This is a genomic window from Streptomyces sp. NPDC000878 (assembly GCF_053599695.1).
Genome location: NZ_JBSFMT010000015.1, coordinates 125,433 through 147,116, shown reverse-complemented (window position 1 = coordinate 147,116; position 21,684 = coordinate 125,433). Strand labels below are relative to the sequence as shown.

Sequence of the window (21,684 nt, the reverse complement as noted above, 5' to 3'; positions counted from 1 at the left end):
TCCACAGGGCCGCCCAGCGGTCCACAAGCTCGGGGGAGGTCGGCGAACGACCATGCACGTCACGCATCTTTCGCTGGCCGACTTCCGCTCGTACGCCCGGGTCGAGGTCCCGCTCGATCCGGGCGTCACCGCGTTCGTGGGCCCCAATGGGCAGGGCAAGACCAACCTCGTCGAGGCGGTCGGCTATCTCGCCACCCTGGGCAGTCACCGGGTCTCCTCGGACGCGCCCCTGGTCCGCATGGGCGCCGACCGGGCGATCATCCGGGCACAGGTCAAGCAGGGCGAGCGGCAGCAGCTGGTCGAGCTGGAGCTGAACCCCGGCCGTGCGAACCGCGCCCGCATCAACAGGTCGTCGCAGGTCAGACCCCGTGACGTCCTGGGGATCGTACGGACTGTGCTGTTCGCGCCGGAGGATCTCGCGCTGGTGAAGGGGGATCCGGGTGAGCGGCGGCGGTTCCTCGACGAGCTGATCACCGCGCGCTCCCCGCGGATGGCGGGTGTGCGCTCCGACTACGACCGTGTCCTCAAGCAGCGCAACACGCTCCTCAAGTCGGCGGCGCTGGCCCGGCGGCACGGCGGGCGCACGATGGACCTGTCGACGCTCGACGTGTGGGACCAGCATCTCGCGCGCGTGGGAGCCGAGTTGCTGGCCCAGCGGCTCGACCTGGTGGCCGCGCTCCAGCCGCTGGCCGACAAGGCGTACGAGCAGCTGGCGCCCGGCGGCGGTCCGATCGCCCTGGAGTACAAGCCGTCGGCGCCGGGTGAGGCACACGCGCGCGAGGAGCTGTACGAGCAGCTGATGGGGGCTCTGGCGGAGGTCCGCAAGCAGGAGATCGAGCGGGGTGTGACCCTGGTGGGTCCGCATCGGGACGATGTGCATCTGAAGCTCGGTCAGCTGCCCGCCAAGGGGTACGCGTCCCACGGTGAGTCGTGGTCGTACGCGCTGGCGCTGCGGCTGGCCTCGTACGACCTGCTGCGGGCCGAGGGGAACGAGCCGGTGCTCGTGCTCGACGACGTGTTCGCGGAGCTGGACACCCGGCGCCGGGAGCGGCTGGCGGAGCTGGTGGCGCCCGGCGAGCAGGTGCTGGTGACGGCCGCGGTCGACGACGACGTACCGCATGTGCTGGCGGGGACGCGGTACTCGGTGGCGGACGGGGCGGTGGAGCGCGCATGAGCGCCCAGGAGCCCCTGTCCGGGGGAAGCCCCGAGGAAGCCCCCAAGCCGTCCCCCGAGCCCTCCGGGGTGGATCTCGCGCGGGTGGCGCTGCGGGCGGCGAAAGAGGCCGCACGCGCGCGTGGGGACGCGGCGCAGCAGAAGAAGCAGTCGCGGCGCGGGGGCGGGCTGCGCTCCGGCTCGGGGCGGGACGGGCGTGACCCCATGGCGCTCGGTGCGGCGATCAACCGGCTGGTGACGGAGCGCGGGTGGGAGGCGCCGGCCGCGGTGGGCGGGGTGATGGGCCGCTGGCCGCAGATCGTCGGTGAGGATCTGGCCAACCACTGTGTGCCGGAGTCGTACGACGAGGACGAGCGGGTGCTGATCGTGCGCTGCGACTCGACGGCGTGGGCGACGAACCTGCGGCTGCTCGCTCCGCAGCTGGTCGCACGCCTGAACGAGGACCTGGGGCACGGCCGGGTGCGGCTGATCAAGGTGCTCGGCCCCCATGGTCCGGCCCGTCGGTTCGGCCCGTTGCGGGCGCCCGGGAGCACGGGCCCGGGCGACACCTACGGGTGAGCCCCGCCACTCTCTGTGGGTGAGGTGTGTCACATGCCGGGCAGGTCGGGGGCGTGCGGACGGTGGTGCGCGCTTTTGCGAATCGCCACCTGACTCCCCGGTAGCCAAGGGTTGACACCCGGAAGCGCTGAGTGCCTCTCCAAGCCCCTTGGAGCCCCGCTCCGCATATGGGGACTCGGGAGAGACCGGTTGAGGGCGGCACATGCGGACTCAGGTACCGGCAAACCCCCATCACTGTCGGCGCTACCGGTAGACTGGGAGCTAATCCCGCCCCACGGGAGGGGAACACCGGGAAATGCGTTCCCACCGCTGACCAAGGCTTACCAACGCAACATGCCGCAGCCGCTCCGGCCACCCCGCCGGGAGTCGGCTTGTGCTGTGCCAGAAAGGGCGCTTCGTGGCCGATTCCGGCAACCCCAACGAGAACATCCCGTCCACCGACGCCGGCGCGAAACCCGAGGCGACCTCCATGAACGGCGAGGTCACCGCCTCGTACGACGCCAGCGCCATCACCGTCCTCGAGGGTCTGGACGCGGTCCGCAAGCGACCCGGCATGTACATCGGTTCGACCGGTGAGCGTGGTCTGCACCACCTGGTGCAGGAGGTCGTCGACAACTCGGTCGACGAGGCGCTGGCCGGTCACGCGGACACCATCGACGTGACGATCCTCGCCGACGGCGGAGTGCGCGTCATCGACAACGGCCGTGGCATCCCGGTGGGCATCGTCCCCTCCGAGGGGAAGCCGGCCGTCGAGGTCGTACTGACTGTGCTGCACGCGGGCGGCAAGTTCGGCGGCGGCGGCTACGCGGTCTCCGGCGGTCTGCACGGCGTCGGTGTGTCCGTCGTGAACGCCCTGTCCAGCAGGGTCGCCGTCGAGGTGCGGACCGACGGCTACCGCTGGACGCAGGACTACAAGCTGGGCGTCCCGACGGCTCCGCTGGCCCAGCACGAGGCGACGCAGGAGCACGGCACGTCGGTCACCTTCTGGGCCGACGCCGACATCTTCGAGACCACCGAGTACTCCTTCGAGACGCTCTCGCGGCGCTTCCAGGAGATGGCGTTCCTCAACAAGGGGTTGACGATCAACCTCACTGACGAGCGCGAGGTGGCGAAGGCCACGACGGGTGCGGACGAGGCGGGTGCCGACGCGAAGGACGAGGTCAGGACCGTCTCGTACCACTACGAGGGCGGCATCGTCGACTTCGTGACGCACCTCAACTCCCGTAAGGGTGACGTGGTCCACGCGACCGTCATCGACCTGGAGGCGGAGGACAAGGACAAGAGCCTGTCCCTCGAGGTCGCGATGCAGTGGAACACCGGTTACAGCGAGGGTGTGTACTCCTTCGCCAACATCATCCACACGCATGAGGGCGGCACGCACGAGGAGGGCTTCCGGGCGGCGCTGACCTCGCTGATCAACAAGTACGCGCGCGACAAGAAGCTGCTCCGTGAGAAGGACGACAACCTCACGGGCGACGACATCCGCGAGGGTCTGACCGCGATCATCTCGGTCAAGCTGGCCGAGCCCCAGTTCGAGGGGCAGACGAAGACCAAGCTGGGCAACACGGAGGCGAAGACCTTCGTACAGAAGGCGGTCTACGAGCACCTCAACGACTGGCTGGACCGCAACCCGGTCGAGGCCTCGGACATCATCCGCAAGGGCATCCAGGCGGCCACCGCGCGCGTGGCGGCCCGCAAGGCGCGTGACCTCACGCGTCGCAAGGGTCTGCTGGAGACGGCGTCGCTGCCGGGCAAGCTGTCCGACTGCCAGTCGAACGACCCCACCAAGTGCGAGATCTTCATCGTCGAGGGTGACTCCGCCGGCGGCTCGGCCAAGTCCGGCCGCAACCCGCAGTACCAGGCGATCCTCCCGATCCGCGGCAAGATCCTCAACGTCGAGAAGGCCAGGATCGACAAGATCCTGCAGAACCAGGAGATCCAGGCGCTGATCTCGGCGTTCGGTACCGGTGTCCACGAGGACTTCGACATCGCGCGGCTGCGCTATCACAAGATCATCCTGATGGCGGACGCCGACGTCGACGGCCAGCACATCAACACCCTGCTGCTGACCTTCCTGTTCCGCTTCATGCGCCCGCTGGTCGAGGCCGGACACGTGTTCCTGTCGCGTCCGCCGCTGTACAAGATCAAGTGGGGCCGGGACGACTTCGAGTACGCGTACTCGGACCGTGAGCGCGACGCCCTGATCGAGCTGGGCCGGCAGAGCGGCAAGCGGGTCCGTGAGGACTCGATCCAGCGCTTCAAGGGCCTCGGCGAGATGAACGCCGAGGAGCTGCGCATCACGACGATGGACCAGGAGCACCGGGTCCTCGGCCAGGTCACGCTCGACGACGCCGCGCAGGCAGACGACCTGTTCTCGGTCCTGATGGGCGAGGACGTCGAGGCGCGCCGCGCGTTCATCCAGCGCAATGCCAAGGACGTCCGCTTCCTCGACATCTGAGTCGGTCTCAGCTGACCGCACCAGAAAGGATCTTCACCAGCAATGGCCGACGAAATCACTCCTGGCACGCCTGAAGAAGGCGGCGAGATCACCCTCCGCGTCGAGCCCGTCGGGCTCGAGACGGAGATGCAGCGCTCCTATCTCGACTACGCGATGTCCGTCATCGTGTCGCGTGCGCTGCCCGACGTACGGGACGGTCTCAAGCCCGTCCACCGCCGTGTGCTGTACGCCATGTACGACGGCGGCTACCGGCCCGAGAAGGGCTTCTACAAGTGCGCCCGCGTCGTCGGTGACGTCATGGGCACCTACCACCCGCACGGCGACTCCTCGATCTACGACGCGCTGGTCCGTCTCGCGCAGCCGTGGTCGATGCGGATGCCGCTGGTGGACTCCAACGGCAACTTCGGCTCTCCCGGCAACGACCCGGCCGCCGCCATGCGGTACACCGAGTGCAAGCTGAAGCCGCTGTCCATGGAGATGGTCCGTGACATCGACGAGGAGACCGTCGACTTCACGGACAACTACGACGGCCGCAACCAGGAGCCGACGGTTCTGCCGGCGCGCTTCCCGAACCTGCTGATCAACGGCTCGGCGGGCATCGCGGTCGGTATGGCGACGAACATCCCGCCGCACAACCTCCGTGAGGTCGCGTCCGGTGCCCAGTGGTACCTGGAGAACCCCGAGGCATCCCACGAGGAGCTCCTCGACGCCCTGATCGAGCGGATCAAGGGCCCCGACTTCCCCAGTGGTGCCCTCGTGGTGGGCCGTAAGGGCATCGAGGAGGCGTACCGCACGGGCCGTGGCTCCATCACGATGCGCGCGGTCGTCGATGTCGAGGAGATCCAGAACCGCCAGTGCCTGGTGGTCACCGAACTCCCCTACCAGGTCAACCCGGACAACCTCGCGCAGAAGATCGCCGACCTGGTGAAGGACGGCAAGGTCGGCGGCATCGCGGACGTCCGCGACGAGACGTCGTCCCGTACGGGTCAGCGCCTGGTGATCGTCCTGAAGCGGGACGCGGTCGCCAAGGTCGTGCTGAACAACCTGTACAAGCACACCGACCTGCAGACGAACTTCGGCGCGAACATGCTGGCGCTGGTGGACGGCGTCCCGCGGACCCTGTCCCTGGACGCGTTCATCCGGCACTGGGTGACGCACCAGATCGAGGTCATCGTCCGGCGCACGAAGTTCCGGCTGCGCAAGGCCGAGGAGCGCGCGCACATCCTGCGTGGCCTTCTGAAGGCCCTGGACGCCATCGACGAGGTCATCGCGCTGATCCGGCGCAGTGACACCGTGGAGATCGCGCGTGAGGGCCTGATGGGCCTCCTGGAGATCGACGAGATCCAGGCCAACGCGATCCTGGAGATGCAGCTGCGCCGGCTGGCCGCTCTGGAGCGCCAGAAGATCGTCGCCGAGCACGACGAGCTGCAGGCGAAGATCCGTGAGTACAACGCGATCCTGGCCTCGCCCGTGCGTCAGCGCGGCATCATCAGCGAGGAACTCGCCGCGATCGTCGAGAAGTTCGGCGACGACCGACGCTCCAAGCTGGTGCCCTTCGACGGTGACATGTCCATCGAGGACCTGATCGCCGAAGAGGACATCGTCGTCACCATCTCGCGCGGTGGCTACGTCAAGCGCACCAAGACCGAGGACTACCGCTCGCAGAAGCGCGGCGGCAAGGGCGTACGCGGCACGAAACTCAAGGAAGACGACATCGTCGACCACTTCTTCGTGTCGACGACCCACCATTGGCTGCTGTTCTTCACCAACAAGGGCCGGGTCTACCGCGCGAAGGCGTACGAACTGCCGGACGCCGGACGTGACGCGCGTGGACAGCACGTCGCCAACCTGCTGGCCTTCCAGCCGGACGAGTCGATCGCGCAGATCCTCGCGATCCGCACCTACGAGGTGGCGCCGTACCTGGTGCTGGCCACCAAGGGCGGTCTGGTGAAGAAGACGCCTCTGAAGGATTACGATTCGCCGCGTTCCGGTGGTGTCATCGCGATCAACCTCCGTGAGACGGAGGACGGTTCCGACGACGAACTGATCGGAGCCGAACTCGTTTCGTCCGAGGACGATCTGCTGCTGATCAGCAGGAAGGCACAGTCGATCAGGTTCACGGCGACGGACGACGCACTGCGTCCGATGGGCCGGGCCACCTCGGGTGTCAAGGGCATGAGCTTCCGTGAGGGAGACCAGCTGCTCTCGATGAATGTTGTTCGACCCGGTACGTTCGTGTTCACTGCCACAGACGGCGGGTACGCGAAGCGGACCAACGTCGACGAGTACCGCGTCCAGGGTCGCGGCGGCCTCGGTATCAAGGCCGCCAAGATCGTCGAGGACCGCGGTTCTCTTGTCGGTGCGCTGGTGGTCGAGGAGACCGACGAGATCCTCGCCATCACGCTCTCCGGCGGTGTGATTCGTACGCGAGTCAATGAGGTCAGGGAGACGGGCCGTGACACCATGGGCGTCCAACTGATCAACCTGGGCAAGCGCGATGCCGTTGTCGGCATCGCACGAAACGCCGAGGCGGGACGCGAGGCCGAGGAGGTCGACGGCGACGACGCCGTGGACGAGCCGACGGCCGAGGGTGCCGCGACCACCGGCACGGACGAGGGCGATCAGTCCTCGTCGGAGTAGCGCGAGGAGTGAGTCATCGTGAGCGGAGCCACGGGCGCCGGTTCGTCCGGCAGTTCGTCCGGTCCCTCGACCGGTACGGACAATGACGGCGGCGGTCGTGGCTCCGCCGCGCGTGCGACCGATGCGCAGGGTGCGAGGGACGCGCAGAGTGCGACAGATCCGCACACGACCAACCTGCAGGCCATCAAGCCGCACAAGACCGGTTCACGCTCGCCCGACACACATGGATCCCAGGGATCCCAGGGGGGAACTGTGACGGACGCCAGAGGTCCGCAGACCCAGCAGTACGGGGCCGGCGCGGGCCCGGCCGCCCAGGGCGCCCCCGGTGCCCTGCCGGTGGCGGAGCCCGCCGCGCAGCGCCCCACGGCGCCGCCGCAGCAGGCCTCGCCGTTGCCCGGCGAACGGCAGCCGCAGCAGCCCGCGGGGCCCTACCACCCGCCGCAGGCCTACCCGGCTGCTCCGGTGGGCGGCCCCGCGGCCCCGGTCCAGGCACCGGCGGGCAGTCCGGCGACGGGGGCGGTACGGCGTCCGCGTACGGGCGCGCGCACCCTGCCCCGTACGCGCAAGGCGCGGCTGCGCGTGTCCAAGGCCGACCCGTGGTCGGTGATGAAGGTCAGCTTCCTGCTGTCGATCGCGCTGGGTATCTGCACGATCGTCGCCGCGGTGGTCCTGTGGATGGTCATGGACGCGATGGGCGTCTTCTCGACGGTCGGCGGCACGATCTCGGAGGCCACGGGCTCGAACGAGTCGAACGGCTTCGACCTCCAGTCCTTCCTGTCGCTGCAGAACGTGGTGCTGTTCACGTCGGTCATCGCGGTCATCGACGTCGTCCTCGCGACGGCGCTGGCGACACTCGGCGCGTTCATCTACAACCTCTCCGCGGGCTTCGTCGGCGGCATCGAGCTGACGCTCGCCGAGGACGAGTGAGCGTGTGAAGTCCGGGTGACGTGCGGGTCTCGCGCCGGTGAGCAGCGCCCTCAAACGTCGCCCGGCTATCGATTTTGGGACTGGCCGCGTCGTGCGCTAATCTTCAGAGGTCAGCGCGCGGGACATACACCGCAGAGCGCGGCGGGGCTATAGCTCAGTTGGTTAGAGCGCATCCCTGATAAGGATGAGGCCACAGGTTCAAATCCTGTTAGCCCCACAGCGAAAAGACCCCCAGCCAGTGATGGTTGGGGGTCTTTCGTTTGTTCTGGTGCTGCTGTCCTGGTGGTTCTCCGTGTGGCTTTGTACGCAAGTTCGCCGCTACACCGGGAGGGGGATCACAACAGGGGGATCACGGGATCACTGGATCACAGAGGGATCGTCCGGTTCCGCGTCCGGTTCCGCGTCCGTGTCGGTGGGTGAGTGGTGGCGGCAGCTCGGGGAGGAGCCGTGGGCCTCGGCTCCGATGCGCTGTTTCATCGTGGGGGGCAGGGAGCGGGCGTAGGACCAGTCCCAGGCGGCTGTCGCGGGGAGCGCCGCGGGTGCGGTGCAGTTGTGTGCCGGGCGGCTGTCGGCTACCGCCGCGGTGGCGGTCGTCGTGATCAGTCCGAGCGTCGTGCACAGCGCCAGGAAGGCGGTGACGACGGCGGTCCACAGCTTCATGACCTTGTTCTGGGCCATGGCCCCTCACTTTCGGGTCGGGCGATTTGCGTACTTTCCTCATGATGTGTATGGCGGACGGGAAGTGACGGACCTACGGCCGTGGCGCGTCGATCTTCTGATGAACACCACTCGGATGGGTGCAATAGGGATGGAAAGTGCGGGAGTGGAGTGAAGTGAGGTGGAGTGTGGCGAAAAATCACCGTGCGTGGAGATGTGATCACCCTCCGATCGGAGCGGTGCCGTCCACTTCTACTGCGGTGTGCCGGGCGGGAGTTGGCGGCCGGCGCAGGTCACCGATCGGTCTCGGTCGGAGGGTATAGTCGGGCGCCAGAAGGTCCCCTACGTCAAGGAAAGACGAGGTCGCACGGTGAAGAAGCTTCTCCTGGTCGCACTGGCCGCCATCGGCGGGCTCCTCGTGTACCGCCAGATCCAGGCGGATCGCGCCGAGCAGGATCTGTGGACGGAGGCGACCGACTCCGTGCCCACGGGTTCCTGAGTATCGACAGCAGTCTGTGAACAGACCCCGGCCGCCGACGCGGTCGGGGTTTTGTGTTGCTGAGGCAAATCGAGGTGTCTATAGGGCGGCTGTTTCGGGCGGTCGTGCGAATCGCGCGGTGGCGGGGCGGCCGGCGGGGCAGGATGAGCGACGGTCCGGGCAGAAACGGTGCCCGGACGGAGCTGGGCCGGTGGACGGTTCGGGCGGCGAGTGGGACGAGGGGTGGCGCGTGATGGGGCGGCGCACGGTGCGGGGCGCGGTCGTGGCGGCGGTGCTGTGCGCGTTGGTGGGAGTGGGCGCGGGCCCCGGGGCCGGCCCGAAGGCGTCCGCCGCGGCGGACGCGTACGCCTACGACTTCGCCGAGGACGCCCAGGCCGTAGAAGGGGCCGCGAGCACCACGGACGCCGTGCGGCTGGAGCCCGGCGGGACCTACCGGAGCACCCTCCCGGTCAACGGCAGGCTCTACTACCGCCTCGCACTCGACGCCACGTCGAACGCGTACGTCTCCGTCACCGCCGTCCCCCGGCAGGGCACCACGGTGTCCTCCTCCGACGGCGTCAAGGTGTCCGTGCAGGACGCCGACGCCCGTTCCTGCTCCTACGACAGCACCCGCTTCGGGGCCTCCAGCAGCCCGCATCCGGTCGCCGCCTGGGCCTCGCGCGCGACCGACGGCGCGACGACGGGCTGTCGGAGCGCCGGTACGTACTACGTCGTCGTCGACCGCATCGACTCGGCGGGCTCGTCCTCGGACGACTGGGACATGGAGCTGACGTACGTGTCGGAGCCGGGTCTCGTCAACGAGACGGCGACGGTCGCGCCCGAGTCCCCCGAGGCCTGGGACTCCGCCTCGCTCGATCCTCTTACCGGAGACGCTGTCCCGCGCGCGGGCGGTGCCGGCTTCGCCACGGCCACCGCGGTGGGGCAGGGCGTCTGGCGGGACGACATCACGCCCGGCCGGACGCTGTTCTACCGGGTGCCGGTCGACTGGGGCCAGCAGCTCCACGCCGTCGCCGAACTGGGAAGCTCCAGCGGCGGAAAAGGGTTCCTCAGCAACGTGCTCGTCATGTCGCTCTACAACCCCGCGCGCGGGTACGTCGACGACGAGGGCCTCGGCTACGACGGCAGACAGACCTCCGCCGCCCTCGATCCGCTGCCACCGGTCGCGTACGCCAACCGCTTCGGCGTCGGTGACCGGATGCAGGGGATGCGGTTCGCCGGCTCGTACTACCTCGTCGTCCATCTCGCCGAGCAGATGACGGAACGATTCGGCGCGGGACCGTACGGGCTGACGCTGCGGGTGCAGGTGAGCGGTACGGCGCAGGACGCGCCCGCGTATCTGGGGCAGTCCGTGCCCCGGGACACGTTCGCGGTCACGGAGGAGGAGCGGGAGGCGGCCGGCGGGTGGACGTCCGGTGGGTTGGCGGGCGGTACCGGAGCCGATGAGAGCGACGGGGGCGATGACGCCGTTATGCGGGTGGTCGCGGTGAGCGGCATCGGGGCGGGGAGCCTGCTGATGCTGGGGCTCGGACTGTGGACGGTGGTCGCCCGGCGGCGCGCCGCGCGCGCGTAGTCGCGTGGTTCAGATGCGGAACAGGGCCCAGAAACCGACGGCGTAGCAGGTCAGGGCGAGGAACAGCACCGGTATCGCCACCTTCGCGGACGGCCCGGGACGACGCTGACGACGTCGGCCGCGGCGCTGCGGAACCGCCTGCGGGGACCCGGGAACTTGCGGGACCTCGGCGACGTACGAAGAGGTGGGGGCGTACGCGTCCTGGTGGCGCAGCGTCGGAGTGGGGGTCGCCGTCGCGGTCGGGGCCTGGGTCTGGGTGGTGGCTCGGTGCGTGTGCGGATGGGGGGAGGGCGCGTGCGCGGTTTCGAAGGGCGGGGATAGGTGCAGGGCGGCCGTGGGGGGAGTGGCCGGGGCGCTCAGCTGGGGAGGGGGCAGATGGAAGCTGCCCGTGTCCGACATGGCGGACGGCTGGGGCGGAGCCGCTGACGGTGGCCGCGGGGGGACGGGGGCGATGGCCTGGGGGGCGTTCGGGTCCGTGGGCGCGGGGCGGGAGGGTGCCGTCGACGGTGGGTGCGTGGGGCGGGGTGGCGTGGCTTCCGGGTGGGGCGGGATGCCGTTGCGCTGAGCGGGGTTGGCCTGGTGGGCCTGTTCGGAGGCGGCGGCGCCGTCCGGGCTTGGTGGCTGGGGCGGTCGTACGGAGTCGGCGCCCGGCCAGATCGAGGCTGCGCCGGAGGACGGCCAGGGCTGCTCGGCGCCGGAGCCGGCGGGTGCGGGGGCTGCGGCCGGCCGGGAGGGTATGGCACCCGCGCCTGGTCCGGAGGGCGGGGAGACGGGTCCCGGCGGCGACGGCGGTACGGGATCCGGCATCGGGCCGGGCAGCGGAGCCCGCGTCGGCCTGAGGCCCGTGTGCGTGCCGCCCGTCGCCGGGCCGGTGGGTGTGCCGTCCGGGTTCGGTTCGCGGTACGGGTCGTACAGGCGTGCTGCTCCCGGGCCGGTGTACGTGCTGTTCGAGTCCGGGCCGCCGTACTCGCCGTGTCCGGCGCCTGTGGCCGGACCGCCCGCTGTGCCGCCGCCAGTTGTCCCGCTTGTGCGCGCGCCGTTCGTGGTCACGCCGGGGGCCGGTTTGAGGGGGCCGGTCGGGGCGAAGCCCCTTGGGAGGGGGCCGAGTTGGTCGAAGATCTCGATCAGCTCGTCGTCGGGGCCGGGCTCGGGCAGGAGTTCTGCGGCCTGGGCGAGGGCCTTGCGGGCGCCCGTGGCGGTGCGGAACCGTGCCTGCGGGTCCGGTTGCAGCAGCGTGGCCACGACCTGCCAGAGCGGCTCCGGTATGCCCTGGGGGGCGCTGGGCGTGCCGTGGTCCGCGAAGTACTCGATGAGGGCCTTGCTGTCCGGCTTGGCGCCCTCCAGGAGATAGAGCGCGACCAGGCCCACGGCGAACAGGTCGGAGGGGAAGTCCGGGTCCGCGCCCAGCATTTGCTCGGGAGCGAAGTAACCCGGCGTGCCCACCACGTAGTCGGTCTCCGTCAGGCGCGGCTCGCCCAGCCGCATCGCGATGCCGAAGTCGGACAGGCGCAGCCGCGGGCGGCCCGTACCGGTCGCTTCGAGCAGCACGTTGGCGGGCTTGATGTCGCGGTGGACGACGCCTTCCGCGTGCACGGCGGCAAGGCCCGAGAGGAGCTGGTCGAGGAGGGTGCAGACGAACCCGGGCGGCAGGGGGCCGTAGTCCGCGATCAGATGGACGAGCGAGCCGCCCGCGACCAGGTCCATCGTGAACAGGACCTTGTCGTCGTCGGCGGCCCAGCTGGCCGGGGCGAGCACATGCGGGTGGTCGATCCGCAGTGCCTGTTCGCGGACGAAGCGCAGCAGCGAGTGGGCGTCGCTCTGCTGGAGGACCTTGGCGGCGACGTACCGGCGGCGGCGGTGGTCCCAGGCGCGCCAGACGGCGCCGACTCCCCCGCGCCCGATCGGGTCGGCCAGTTCGTACCGGCCGGCGAAGACCTCACCCATGGCTCTGCGTCGATCCCCCTTCGGATCCCCGCTCGGTCGGCTCCGGACCGGCGGATGGTACGGCTCCTCCTACCCCGCTCCGGAGCCCGCTGTCACCCCGCTCGTCCAGAACCTGTCTCCGTACCTGTTTTCCCGCCCGTCTCCCCTGACTCCCGCTGACTCTCCCGGCTGTCGCCCTGACCGCGTCTCCTGTGCGCCTGCCCCGTTGCTGCTGCTCCTGAGCCGGAGCCCGGCCGCCGAACCCCCGGTCGGCGGCCGGGCCTGCGGCTCAGTTCTGGTGGGACTGGTAGTGCGTCACCGCGTCCGAGGTACGGCCTGCGCCGTACACCCGGAGGAACTCTGCCAGTTCCGGGTGGGTCGGGGCGAGAGTGTCAGCCGCCTCGATGATGTCCCCGGCGGCAGCCACCGAACGCAGCAGCGACTGGATCTCGCGGACCACCCGCTTGACCGTGGGCGCCCCCGAACTCGTCGTCGACTGCGTGGTGTTGCTGAGCACCGAACCCCCCTGCGACTTCTTGATCTCGTCCATCCGCTCGGTCGCCTCGGCCGCGCTGACGCTGCCGTCCGCGACCTGACCGGCCAGATCCTGCAGCAACTGCACGCGCTGCACCACTGCCGGATTGCCGATCTTGGCCCGCTGGCCGCTCATCAGCTGTGACAGCATCGGCGCGGACAGCCCCAGTACCCCCGCGAGACGAGCCTGGTTGAGGCCAAGATCGTCGATGAGCTTACGGAAGAGCGCCCCCAGCGGCTCTCCGTACCAGTTCCGCTGAAGCTCCCGCGCTCTTGCGGTGGCTTCCTGCTGTGCGGCATCCATTGCGTCTCCCCATCGCTTCCCCAAATACCGCGGTTCGCTGTAGCGAACCACGTCGAGCATCTTACGGAGAGTGGTCGTCCACGGGGACCCCCAATCCTTTTGCGGGATACCGGGGATGACCCGGTACTCTTGTCGACGGCACCCACCAGGACTTGGTTGTTCTGGACGGACGCCTTTTCTTCGGGGCCTTAGCTCAGTTGGTAGAGCGCTGTCTTTGCATGGCAGATGTCAGGGGTTCGACTCCCCTAGGCTCCACACCCGAAATGCCCTCTGAACTGCGGAAACGCAGTCAGAGGGCATTTTTTGCAGCTGGCCTTCCCCTGGCCCCGCTCGCGGTCACGCCCCGCCGAGGGGCGGAGGGCGTGACCGGGACGGAAGTGTCTGCGCGGGGGTGGGGAAGCAGAGGTCGCGTCAGAGATCGAACTCGTGCGGCGGCAGGTCGAGGGCGAAGCAGGCCTCCCGTACGACCGCCTGCTCGGTCTTGTCGAAGTCGCCGTCCGCGCCGCCGATGACGATGCCGATCTGGATCACGGCACGGGCCTCGGCCGGCTTCTTCTTGGCCTTGGCCACCTCCTGGAGCACGGTCACCTTGCCGAAGGCGAAGTCGGCCGTCAGCTTGGCGATGTTCTCGTCGAAGCGGCGGCGCAGATCGTCGGCGGGGAAGTTCTGCAGGACGTCGTTCGTGGCGATGAGCTGGGCCACGCGCTGGCGTTCCGCCGGGTCGATCGTGCCGTCGGCCGCGGCGACCAGGGCGCACATCGCCATGCTCGCGTCCCGGAACGCGCCGCTCTTCAAGTCGTTCTTCTTCGCCTCCAGTTGGGTCTGCATCGTCGATGCGGACTCCTTGATGCGGTCCCACAGGGCCATGAGAACTCCTCGTTGTTTCCACGTCTGTTCTACGTCTGTTTCTACGTCCTTGTAGAAGCTATCAGTCGTCCTTTTCCCCGCTTCAGGTAGCGCCTCCCGCACCCCGATGGTGGGGCCAGCTACACCCCCGGTTCGGGAGTACACGTCATCGTTTCCGAGAGCGCGCGACGGCATCGTTGAACCCAGTTGATCCCCGTGATCCACAGAGGTCCACAGCCAGCCCGCCGGAAGGAAACCGCCGTGAAGTCGCAGCTCTCGTCGAAGCCCAGGACGACCGGCGAGACGCTGCGTACGGGCGCCGCCGCCGCTCCCGGACCGCTCGCCTCCTTCGCCCGGTTCGTCCTGTGCGGCGGTGGCGTCGGCCTCCTCTCCAGCGGCGCCGTCGCGCTCCTCGCGGCGACGATGCCCTGGGCGCTGGCGAACGCGCTGATCACGGTCGCCTCGACCATCCTGTGCACCGAACTCCACGCCCGCTTCACCTTCGGGTCCGGCAAGAGCGCCGGATGGCGCCAGCACTGGCAGTCGGCGGGCTCGGCCACCGCCGCCTACGTCGTCACCTGCGCCGCGATGTTCGTCCTGCACCTGGTCCAGTCGTCGCCCGGCATGCTGACCGAGCAGATCGTCTACCTCAGCGCCTCCGGCCTCGCCGGCATAGGCCGCTTCCTGGTCCTCCGGCTGTTCGTCTTCGCCGCCGGCCGGAGCAAGAGCACGGCCGCGGTGGTCCCGGTGACCCTGGTGACGCCGGTGGCTTCGGCGACCCCGGGGATCCCGGTGGCTCCGGTCGCTCCGGGGATCCCGGTGCCCTCGACCGTCCGCCGCACCATCCTCCGGGCCCCGGCCATGAAGGGCATCGGCGGCCTGAGGACGAGTACGCGACTTGCGCCCGTCTCCTGACGAGGGCACGGGCCGCCGGCGGGCACCGGGAAGGGCCTCACACCGTCACACCAGCGTCGACGTCGAGTCGGCGCTGTCGTCGTCGGTGTCCGTACCGCCCGCTTCCGCGGCCCGCGTCGGCGGATGCTCCTTGGCCAGCTTCTCGCCCTCCACGTCGACATGCGGCAGCAGCCGGTCCAGCCACCCGGGGAGCCAGCTGACCCGGTCGCCTACCAGAGCCAGAACGGCCGGTACGAAGGCCAGCCGGACGACGAACGCGTCGAACAGCACGGCGATGGCCAGGCCGAAGCCGATCATCTTGATCATCGACTCACCGGCGGTGATGAAGCCGGAGAACACCGCGATCATGATGAGCGCGGCGGCCACGACCACCCGCGCGCTGTACCGGAAGCCGGTGGAGATCGAGGCGCCGGAACTGTCCCCGTGGACGTACGCCTCCCGGATGCGCGAGACCAGGAAGACCTCGTAGTCCATGGCGAGGCCGAAGACGATGCCGACCAGGAAGATCGGCATCAGGCTCATGATCGGGCCCGTGGTCTCCACCCCCAGCAGCGAGGCGCCCCAGCCCCACTGGAAGACCGCGACGACACACCCCAGCGCGGCCAGCACCGACAGCAGGAAGCCCACCGCGGCCTTCACCGGGATGACGATCGACCGGAACACCAGCAGCAGAAGCACGATCGCCAGACCCACCACGACGATCAGGTACGGGATCAGCGAACCCTGCACCTTCTGGGCCACGTCGATGTTCAGCGCCGTCGTCCCGGTGACGTCGAAGGTCGCTCCCGACGCCGCCGACTCGATCGAGGACCGTTCGTCGCGGATGGTGTGGACGAGGTCCACGGTCTTCTCACTGGTGGGCGCGTTCGCCGGTACCGCGGAGAACATCGCCGTGTCGCCCGCCGCGTTGAACCGCGGGGCAGCCACCGACACGACCCCGTCGGTCGCCCCGATCCGCTGCTCGATCGTCGCCACCGCGGCCTTCGGATCAGCGGCGTCCCGCGCGTCGACCACGATGGTCAGCGGCCCGTTGAAGCCCGGCCCGAACCCCTCGGCGAGGTCGTCGTAGGCGCGCCGCTCGGTGGTCGCCGTGGACTTCGCCTCGTCCCCGGTCTGCCCGAGCTGCAACCCCAGCACCGGCACCGCCAGCACGACCAGCCCCGCCACCGTCGCCAGCAGCACGGGTATCGGATGCCGCAGCACGAAATTGGCCCACCGGCTGCCCATGTTGCCCACGACGCCCTGGATACGCCGCCCGGTCTTCTTGTACGGCCGTGACAGCACCGCACGCGGCCAGAAACCCAGCAGCGCCGGTACCAGCGTCAGGGAGATCAGCACCGCGACGACGACCGCGCCCGCCGCCGCCAGACCCATCTTGGTCAGCATCGGGATACCGACCACCGAGAGCCCGGCCAGCGCGATGACGACGGTCAGCCCGGCGAAGACGACCGCCGAACCCGCGGTGCCCACCGCCAGACCGGCCGCCTCCTCCGTCGTATGCCCGTTGGCACGCTCCTCGCGGTACCGGAAGACGACGAACACCGCGTAGTCGATGCCACAGGCCAGACCGAGCATCGTCGCCAGTGTGCCGGTCGTCGACGACAGGCCGAACGTGCTGGCCAGAGTCGTGATCGAGGCCATGGAGACACCGACCCCGACAACCGCCGTCAGCAGCGGCAGCCCGGCCGCCGCCAGCGACGCGAAGGTCACCATCAGCACCACGGCGGCGATGGCGATACCGATGATCTCGCCCGCCCCGCCCGCCGACGGCTGGGTCGCCAGTGCCGTACCGCCGACCTCGACGGTCAGACCGGTGTCCCTGGCCTGCTCCACGGCGGCCTTCAGCGTGTCCTTGCTGGCGTCGCTAAGTTCGTCCGCCTGCACCGTGTAGGTGACCGTCGCGAATGCCGTCGTCCCGCTCTGGCTCACCGCGTTGGCGGCCTGGAAGGGGTTCACCACACCGGCGACCTGCGGTCCGCCCGACACCTCGTCCACCAGCCGGTCGATCGCCGCCCGCTCGTCGGACGCGGTGACCTTCTGCCCGTCCGGCGCGACGAACACCACCCGGGCGACCGCGCCGTTGGCCTGCGCACCCGGGAAACGCTCTTCCATCAGATCGAACGCCCGCTGGGACTCGACCCCAGGAGTGGAGAACTCGGTCTCAGGAGCCCCGGGCGCCTTGGCGGCGCCGAAACCGACGGCGGCCAGGACGGCCACCCACAGCAGGACGACGTACCAGCGCCGCCGGAAGGCCAGACGGCCCAGTCGAAACAGAAAGGTAGCCATGGACGGAGATCTCCGCTCTGCCCTCGGAAGCCCCCAAGCTCTCCGAGTATGGAGCGGCCGTGCGCCGTTCGCCCGTCGAGAAGATCTAGACCGGAGACCGCCTCCGACGATGTTTCACGTGAAACAACGAAGGGCGATGTTTCACGTGAAACATCGCTGTGGGGCGGGAGACCCTCAGGTCTCCCGCCCCACAGCGACACCACACACGAACCGTCCGTCGAGCAGTCGTCAGCGACGATCCTCGTCGCTCTCCGCCGCCTCCGACTCGGCCTCCTTCGCCTCGACCTCGGGGTCAAGATGCGACGGAGTGGTGCCGTCCACGGACGTCAGACGGCCCGTCTCCGGGACCTCGGTCGCGGCGGGCGGCTCGACCAGCCAGTCGGGGTTGGCCTGCTTGTCCCACCACTTCCACGCGGCGAAGGCGCCGCCCGCCAGGATGCCCAGCACGACCAGCCCCTTGGCGAGCCGGCCCGCCCGGGCCCGCCGCTCGTGCTTGCGGGCCAGCTTCCGGATCTCCTGCGGAGTGACCTGCCCACGCAGCGCGGCCAGCGCCGCGGCACCGCGTGCGGCGGCCTCCTCTCGTACGGGACCGGCTGCCGCGACCGCACGCTCCACGCGCGGCGCGGTGTAGTCGGCGGCCTGCCGGGCGGCCTTGGCGGTACGGACAGCGGCTTCGTGGGCGGCATGGTCGACCTTCGGCGGCACATGCGTACGGGCCTGCTCCAGTCGCGGCGCGAGATGCGCGCCGTACTGGACGCGAGCCTGCTCCGCGGCCTGGGACACCCTGGGCGCAAGCCGTACGCGTGTCTCGTGGGCGTACTGGGTGGCCCTGTCCTTGGCCGTGTCGGCGTAGGGCGCCACCACGTCCGCGGCGTGCAGGACGCTGTCCTTCGCCGAGCTGGTTGCGGCGCGCACGCTTTCGATGCGGGTCACGGGATCCTCCTCGTCGGTGGCGTACGGTTATTCGACTCTCCACCCTTTTACGGATCATGCCTGCCAATACACCGTGAGGCATGCGAGGGCGGGCATCCGGGTCATGGACGGCCGATCCCATGGGACTGGTGGCACCGAACCGATCGCATGTGGCAGCGGATGACGATCACATGCAATAGCGATGAATACCGGGCAACAGGAGCTTGTCGTCGACAATGCCACGGATCGCCGCGCCGTGCCCCCGTCCCGTGCCTACTCGACCGGTTTTCTGCGCAGCGCCGGAAGCGCAAGCGAAATCGCCGGATTTTCGCTCGGAGGAGGGCGCCGGGCGACGCACGGCGTGGACCGTGCAAGGATCGGGGAGTCACAAGAGGACAACGGAAGGCAGATCGTGGCCGAGCAGCTTTACGCCACCCTGAAGACCAATCACGGCGACATCGAAGTCCGGCTCCTGCCGAACCACGCGCCCAAGACGGTCCAGAACTTCGTCGAGCTCGCCACCGGCGGGCGTGAGTGGACCAACCCGGAGACCGGTGTGAAGTCCACGGACAAGCTCTACGACGGCACGGTCTTCCACCGGGTGATCAGCGGATTCATGATCCAGGGCGGTGACCCCCTCGGCAACGGCACCGGCGGTCCCGGCTACCAGTTCGAGGACGAGTTCCACCCGGACCTCCGCTTCGACAAGCCGTACCTCCTGGCCATGGCCAACGCCGGCCCGGGCACCAACGGCTCGCAGTTCTTCATCACCGTCTCCCCGACGGCGTGGCTGACCCGCAAGCACACCATCTTCGGTGAGGTCACCGACGCGGCCAGCCAGAAGATCGTGGACGCCATCGCGACCGCGGCGACCAACCCGCGCACCGACCGCCCGGTCAACGACGTCGTCATCGAGTCGGTGGTCGTCGAGACCCGCTAGGGCTCACCCCCGGGAACCCCTCCCACCAGCTCTTCCCGGAGGGGACCGACAGGGAACCAAACGCCCCGCTCATCCGTAAGGATGGGCGGGGCGGTGCATTGCATACGACGCCTGACCGAACGACGACGGACTGACGGACTTAGGGGATCCCATGGACCAGGCGCCAGGCAGCCCGCAGGGCCCGCAGGACGCCCAGAGCCTGCCCACCTGCTACCGCCACCCGGACCGCGAGACAGGCATCCGCTGCACCCGCTGCGAACGCCCGATCTGCCCCGAGTGCATGGTCAGCGCCTCCGTAGGCTTCCAGTGCCCGGAATGTGTGCGCAACGGCTCCGGCACGGGACACGCGCCGAACGCCTCCCGCCCCCGCACCCTCGCCGGCGGCACCGTCACGGCCGACCCCAGGCTCCTCACCAAGATCCTGATCGGCATCAACCTCGCCGTCTACCTGCTCCAGATGACGCTCGGCGACGAGTTCACGGACCGCTTCCAGCTCATCGGCAGCGCCTATGTCCCGAGCCTCGGCTCGATGGAGGGCGTCGCGGAGGGGCAGTGGTACAGGCTGCTGACGTCGATGTTCCTGCACGGCAGCGTCATGCACATCCTCTTCAACATGCTCAGCCTGTGGTGGATCGGCGGCCCCCTGGAAGCCGCTCTCGGCCGCGCCCGCTACCTCTCGCTGTACCTGGTCTCCGGGCTCGCGGGCAGCGCGCTGACGTATCTGATCGAGAACCCGCTCCAGCCGTCGCTCGGCGCCTCCGGTGCCATCTTCGGCCTCTTCGGTGCGACCGCCGTCCTGATGCGCCGCCTCAACTACGACATGCGGCCGATCCTCGCCCTGCTGGTGATCAACCTGATCTTCACCTTCGGGTGGAGCAACATCGCCTGGCAGGCCCACATCGGCGGCCTCGTCGCCGGTGTCGTCATCGGCTACGCCATGGTCCACGCCCCGCGCGAGCGCCGGTCCCTGGTCCAGTACGGCGTCTGCGCGGTGGTCCTGGTCGCGGTGGTCGCCATGACGCTGATCCGCACCGGCCAGCTCCTCTAGCGAGCCCCCGACCAGGGATACCTGGGTCACTCCTGTCACTGAGTGCCTGTTGTCCACAGTCCGTGGTGCTACCTGTGCACAGTGTGCGGGAACAGCTGTGCCTCCTGTCACCGACCGGAGTTTTCCCAGGTCAGGCAGGGGGCGAACAAGCTTGCGGTTACCGGTGTGTCAGTCGTACCGGCGTCAACACTCGATGAGTTATCCACAGATCGTCGTCTTTTCCCCAGGCGGGGTGTGGAAATTCAACCCTGGCTGTGGATAACTCAGCGAAAAGCCCTGGGCAGAGCCCTGAGGGCCAGCCTTGGAGGCCCTACTTCCACTGCGTGGAGACACCGAAGCCCGCGGCGATGAAGCCGAAGCCCACCACGATGTTCCAGTTGTCCAGCGAGTCGATCGGCAGCGTGCCGTCGGTCACATAGAAGAGGACGATCCAGGCCAGACCGATGAGGAACATCGCCAGCATGACCGGTGCGACCCAGCCGCGGCTGTTCAGTTTGATGGACGTCGCCTGCTTCGCGGGCGGCGGCGTGTAGTCGGCCTTCTTGCGGATACGTGACTTCGGCACGAGGGTCTCTCCTGTCGATGCGCTGCGTGGCCGCGCAGGGAACTTGGTCGGGCTCCGGGGCAGCGTACAAGGGGACACTTAGTGCTCCCCCGGGCGTCCGTTAGCGTAGTGCTTCCGCGGCGCCGAAGGAGATAAGGGTACGTTGAGCAATTCCGCCGACTTCCCCGGGACGGATCCCAGTCCTGCCCGTAACCGCCGTTTCCGCCCGGTCCGGGTGCTCACCGTGGGGGTCTTCGCCCTCGCGGGGCTGATTTTCTTCACGAGCTTCGACACGGCCAAGGGCACGAACATCCGCACGGACGCCTCCCTGCTGAGGCTCTCGGACCTCATCCAGGAGCGCAGCCACAAGAACGGCCGGCTCGACGAGTCCAACGCGGCCCTGCGCGGCGACGTCGAGGCGCTCGCCGAACGCGACGACGGCAGCACCAAGGCCGAGGACGCCAGGCTGGCGGCGCTGGAGAAGTCCGCGGGCACCCAGAAGCTCAAGGGCGAGGCCCTCACGGTCACCCTCAACGACGCCCCGCCGAACGCCACCGCGAAGCTCCCCGGCTACCCCGAGCCGCAGCCCGACTACCTGGTCATCCACCAGCAGGACCTCCAGGCCGTGGTGAACGCCCTCTGGCAGGGCGGGGCCAAGGGCATCAAGGTCATGGACCAGCGGCTCATCTCCACCAGCGCCGTCCGCTGTGTGGGCAACACCCTGATCCTTCAGGGACGCGTCTACTCACCCCCGTACAAGATCACGGCGGTCGGTGACCCGGAGAAGCTGAGGAACGCGCTCACGGCGTCCAAGGCGATCCAGAACTACATGGTGTACGTCAACGTCTACGGGCTCGGCTGGCAGGTCGACGAGGACGGGACGGTGACTCTGCCCGGCTACTCGGGCACAGTGGATCTGCAGTACGCGAAGCCTGTGAAGTAGCTGGCGT

The 21,684-nt window shown here is 69.0% G+C and carries 17 protein-coding genes, 2 tRNA genes and 1 pseudogene; 13 read left to right on the top strand and 7 right to left on the bottom strand.

All coding sequences use genetic code 11. The features are described from left to right. Positions 1 to 52: 52 nt before the first annotated feature. The 6 genes from recF to ACWDR4_RS16535 all read left to right on the top strand — a co-directional run bounded on the left by recF (position 53) and on the right by ACWDR4_RS16535 (position 7,973). Positions 53 to 1,174, top strand: coding sequence for a DNA replication/repair protein RecF (recF, locus tag ACWDR4_RS16560; RefSeq protein WP_450409056.1), 1,122 nt, complete (start codon positions 53 to 55; stop codon positions 1,172 to 1,174). Next, positions 1,171 to 1,731 carry a DUF721 domain-containing protein gene (locus ACWDR4_RS16555; RefSeq protein ID WP_450409054.1) on the top strand — a complete coding sequence of 187 codons (561 nt, stop codon included), beginning with the start codon at positions 1,171 to 1,173 and terminating at the stop codon, positions 1,729 to 1,731. Before recF ends, ACWDR4_RS16555 begins: the two co-directional genes overlap by 4 nt. A gap of 397 nt (positions 1,732 to 2,128) precedes the next feature. Next, entirely contained in the window at positions 2,129 to 4,189 is a 2,061-nt protein-coding gene (gene gyrB, locus ACWDR4_RS16550) for a DNA topoisomerase (ATP-hydrolyzing) subunit B (protein WP_450409052.1), read from the top strand. A 42-nt stretch (positions 4,190 to 4,231) separates the two neighbouring features. Further along, complete coding sequence (gene gyrA, locus ACWDR4_RS16545; RefSeq protein WP_450409050.1) at positions 4,232 to 6,829, top strand: DNA gyrase subunit A; 2,598 nt, start codon at positions 4,232 to 4,234, stop codon at positions 6,827 to 6,829. Positions 6,830 to 6,847: 18 nt separating this feature from the next. Next, on the top strand, positions 6,848 to 7,756 hold the full coding sequence (locus tag ACWDR4_RS16540) for a DUF3566 domain-containing protein (RefSeq protein ID WP_450409048.1): 909 nt from the start codon (positions 6,848 to 6,850) through the stop codon (positions 7,754 to 7,756). A gap of 143 nt (positions 7,757 to 7,899) precedes the next feature. Further along, a tRNA-Ile gene (locus tag ACWDR4_RS16535) sits at positions 7,900 to 7,973 on the top strand. Positions 7,974 to 8,113: 140 nt separating this feature from the next. Here the strand turns inward: ACWDR4_RS16535 and ACWDR4_RS16530 are convergent. Then, positions 8,114 to 8,434: a DUF6344 domain-containing protein gene (locus ACWDR4_RS16530; protein WP_450409047.1), complete on the bottom strand. Its 321-nt coding sequence runs from the start codon at positions 8,432 to 8,434 to the stop codon at positions 8,114 to 8,116. Positions 8,435 to 8,783: 349 nt separating this feature from the next. Between ACWDR4_RS16530 and ACWDR4_RS16525 the strand changes: the two genes are divergently transcribed. Then, positions 8,784 to 8,912: a DLW-39 family protein gene (locus ACWDR4_RS16525; protein WP_003999697.1), complete on the top strand. Its 129-nt coding sequence runs from the start codon at positions 8,784 to 8,786 to the stop codon at positions 8,910 to 8,912. A gap of 190 nt (positions 8,913 to 9,102) precedes the next feature. Further along, positions 9,103 to 10,482: a hypothetical protein gene (locus tag ACWDR4_RS16520; RefSeq protein ID WP_450409045.1), complete on the top strand. Its 1,380-nt coding sequence runs from the start codon at positions 9,103 to 9,105 to the stop codon at positions 10,480 to 10,482. Between the two features lie 9 nt (positions 10,483 to 10,491). Here the strand turns inward: ACWDR4_RS16520 and ACWDR4_RS16515 are convergent, their stop codons facing one another. Continuing rightward, positions 10,492 to 12,426 carry a protein kinase domain-containing protein gene (locus ACWDR4_RS16515; protein WP_450409043.1) on the bottom strand — a complete coding sequence of 645 codons (1,935 nt, stop codon included), beginning with the start codon at positions 12,424 to 12,426 and terminating at the stop codon, positions 10,492 to 10,494. Between the two features lie 268 nt (positions 12,427 to 12,694). Beyond that, positions 12,695 to 13,243 (bottom strand): helix-turn-helix domain-containing protein, encoded by a 549-nt coding sequence (locus ACWDR4_RS16510; protein ID WP_235476814.1) that lies wholly within the window; start codon positions 13,241 to 13,243, stop codon positions 12,695 to 12,697. A gap of 182 nt (positions 13,244 to 13,425) precedes the next feature. On the opposite strand from ACWDR4_RS16510, the gene ACWDR4_RS16505 reads away from it, so the two are divergent. Continuing rightward, positions 13,426 to 13,498: transfer RNA gene (locus ACWDR4_RS16505), tRNA-Ala, on the top strand. A 156-nt stretch (positions 13,499 to 13,654) separates the two neighbouring features. On the opposite strand, the gene ACWDR4_RS16500 is transcribed toward ACWDR4_RS16505, so the two are convergent. Beyond that, a complete protein-coding gene (locus tag ACWDR4_RS16500; protein WP_450409041.1) occupies positions 13,655 to 14,110 on the bottom strand; it encodes a tellurite resistance TerB family protein in 456 nt (151 codons plus the stop codon). Between the two features lie 285 nt (positions 14,111 to 14,395). On the opposite strand from ACWDR4_RS16500, the pseudogene ACWDR4_RS16495 reads away from it, so the two are divergent. Then, positions 14,396 to 14,866: pseudogene (locus ACWDR4_RS16495) on the top strand (GtrA family protein); the annotation flags it as partial. 183 nt (positions 14,867 to 15,049) lie between these two features. Here ACWDR4_RS16495 and ACWDR4_RS16490 read toward each other — a convergent pair. Next, positions 15,050 to 17,290 (bottom strand): MMPL family transporter, encoded by a 2,241-nt coding sequence (locus tag ACWDR4_RS16490; RefSeq protein ID WP_450409039.1) that lies wholly within the window; start codon positions 17,288 to 17,290, stop codon positions 15,050 to 15,052. A gap of 228 nt (positions 17,291 to 17,518) precedes the next feature. Then, the gene (locus tag ACWDR4_RS16485; protein WP_450409038.1) at positions 17,519 to 18,223 is read right to left on the bottom strand and encodes a DUF5324 family protein; all 705 of its coding nucleotides are present in this window, start codon (positions 18,221 to 18,223) and stop codon (positions 17,519 to 17,521) included. 391 nt (positions 18,224 to 18,614) lie between these two features. Here ACWDR4_RS16485 and ACWDR4_RS16480 point away from each other — a divergent pair, with 391 nt between their 5' ends. Both ACWDR4_RS16480 and ACWDR4_RS16475 read left to right on the top strand, forming a co-directional pair. Then, positions 18,615 to 19,142: a peptidylprolyl isomerase gene (locus tag ACWDR4_RS16480; RefSeq protein ID WP_450409036.1), complete on the top strand. Its 528-nt coding sequence runs from the start codon at positions 18,615 to 18,617 to the stop codon at positions 19,140 to 19,142. Positions 19,143 to 19,293: 151 nt separating this feature from the next. Continuing rightward, on the top strand, positions 19,294 to 20,190 hold the full coding sequence (locus ACWDR4_RS16475; protein ID WP_450409035.1) for a rhomboid family intramembrane serine protease: 897 nt from the start codon (positions 19,294 to 19,296) through the stop codon (positions 20,188 to 20,190). A gap of 310 nt (positions 20,191 to 20,500) precedes the next feature. Here ACWDR4_RS16475 and crgA read toward each other — a convergent pair whose 3' ends face one another. Next, on the bottom strand, positions 20,501 to 20,755 hold the full coding sequence (gene crgA, locus ACWDR4_RS16470; RefSeq protein ID WP_450409033.1) for a cell division protein CrgA: 255 nt from the start codon (positions 20,753 to 20,755) through the stop codon (positions 20,501 to 20,503). Between the two features lie 142 nt (positions 20,756 to 20,897). Between crgA and ACWDR4_RS16465 the strand changes: the two genes are divergently transcribed. Then, on the top strand, positions 20,898 to 21,677 hold the full coding sequence (locus ACWDR4_RS16465; RefSeq protein WP_450409031.1) for a DUF881 domain-containing protein: 780 nt from the start codon (positions 20,898 to 20,900) through the stop codon (positions 21,675 to 21,677). Positions 21,678 to 21,684 lie beyond the last annotated feature (7 nt).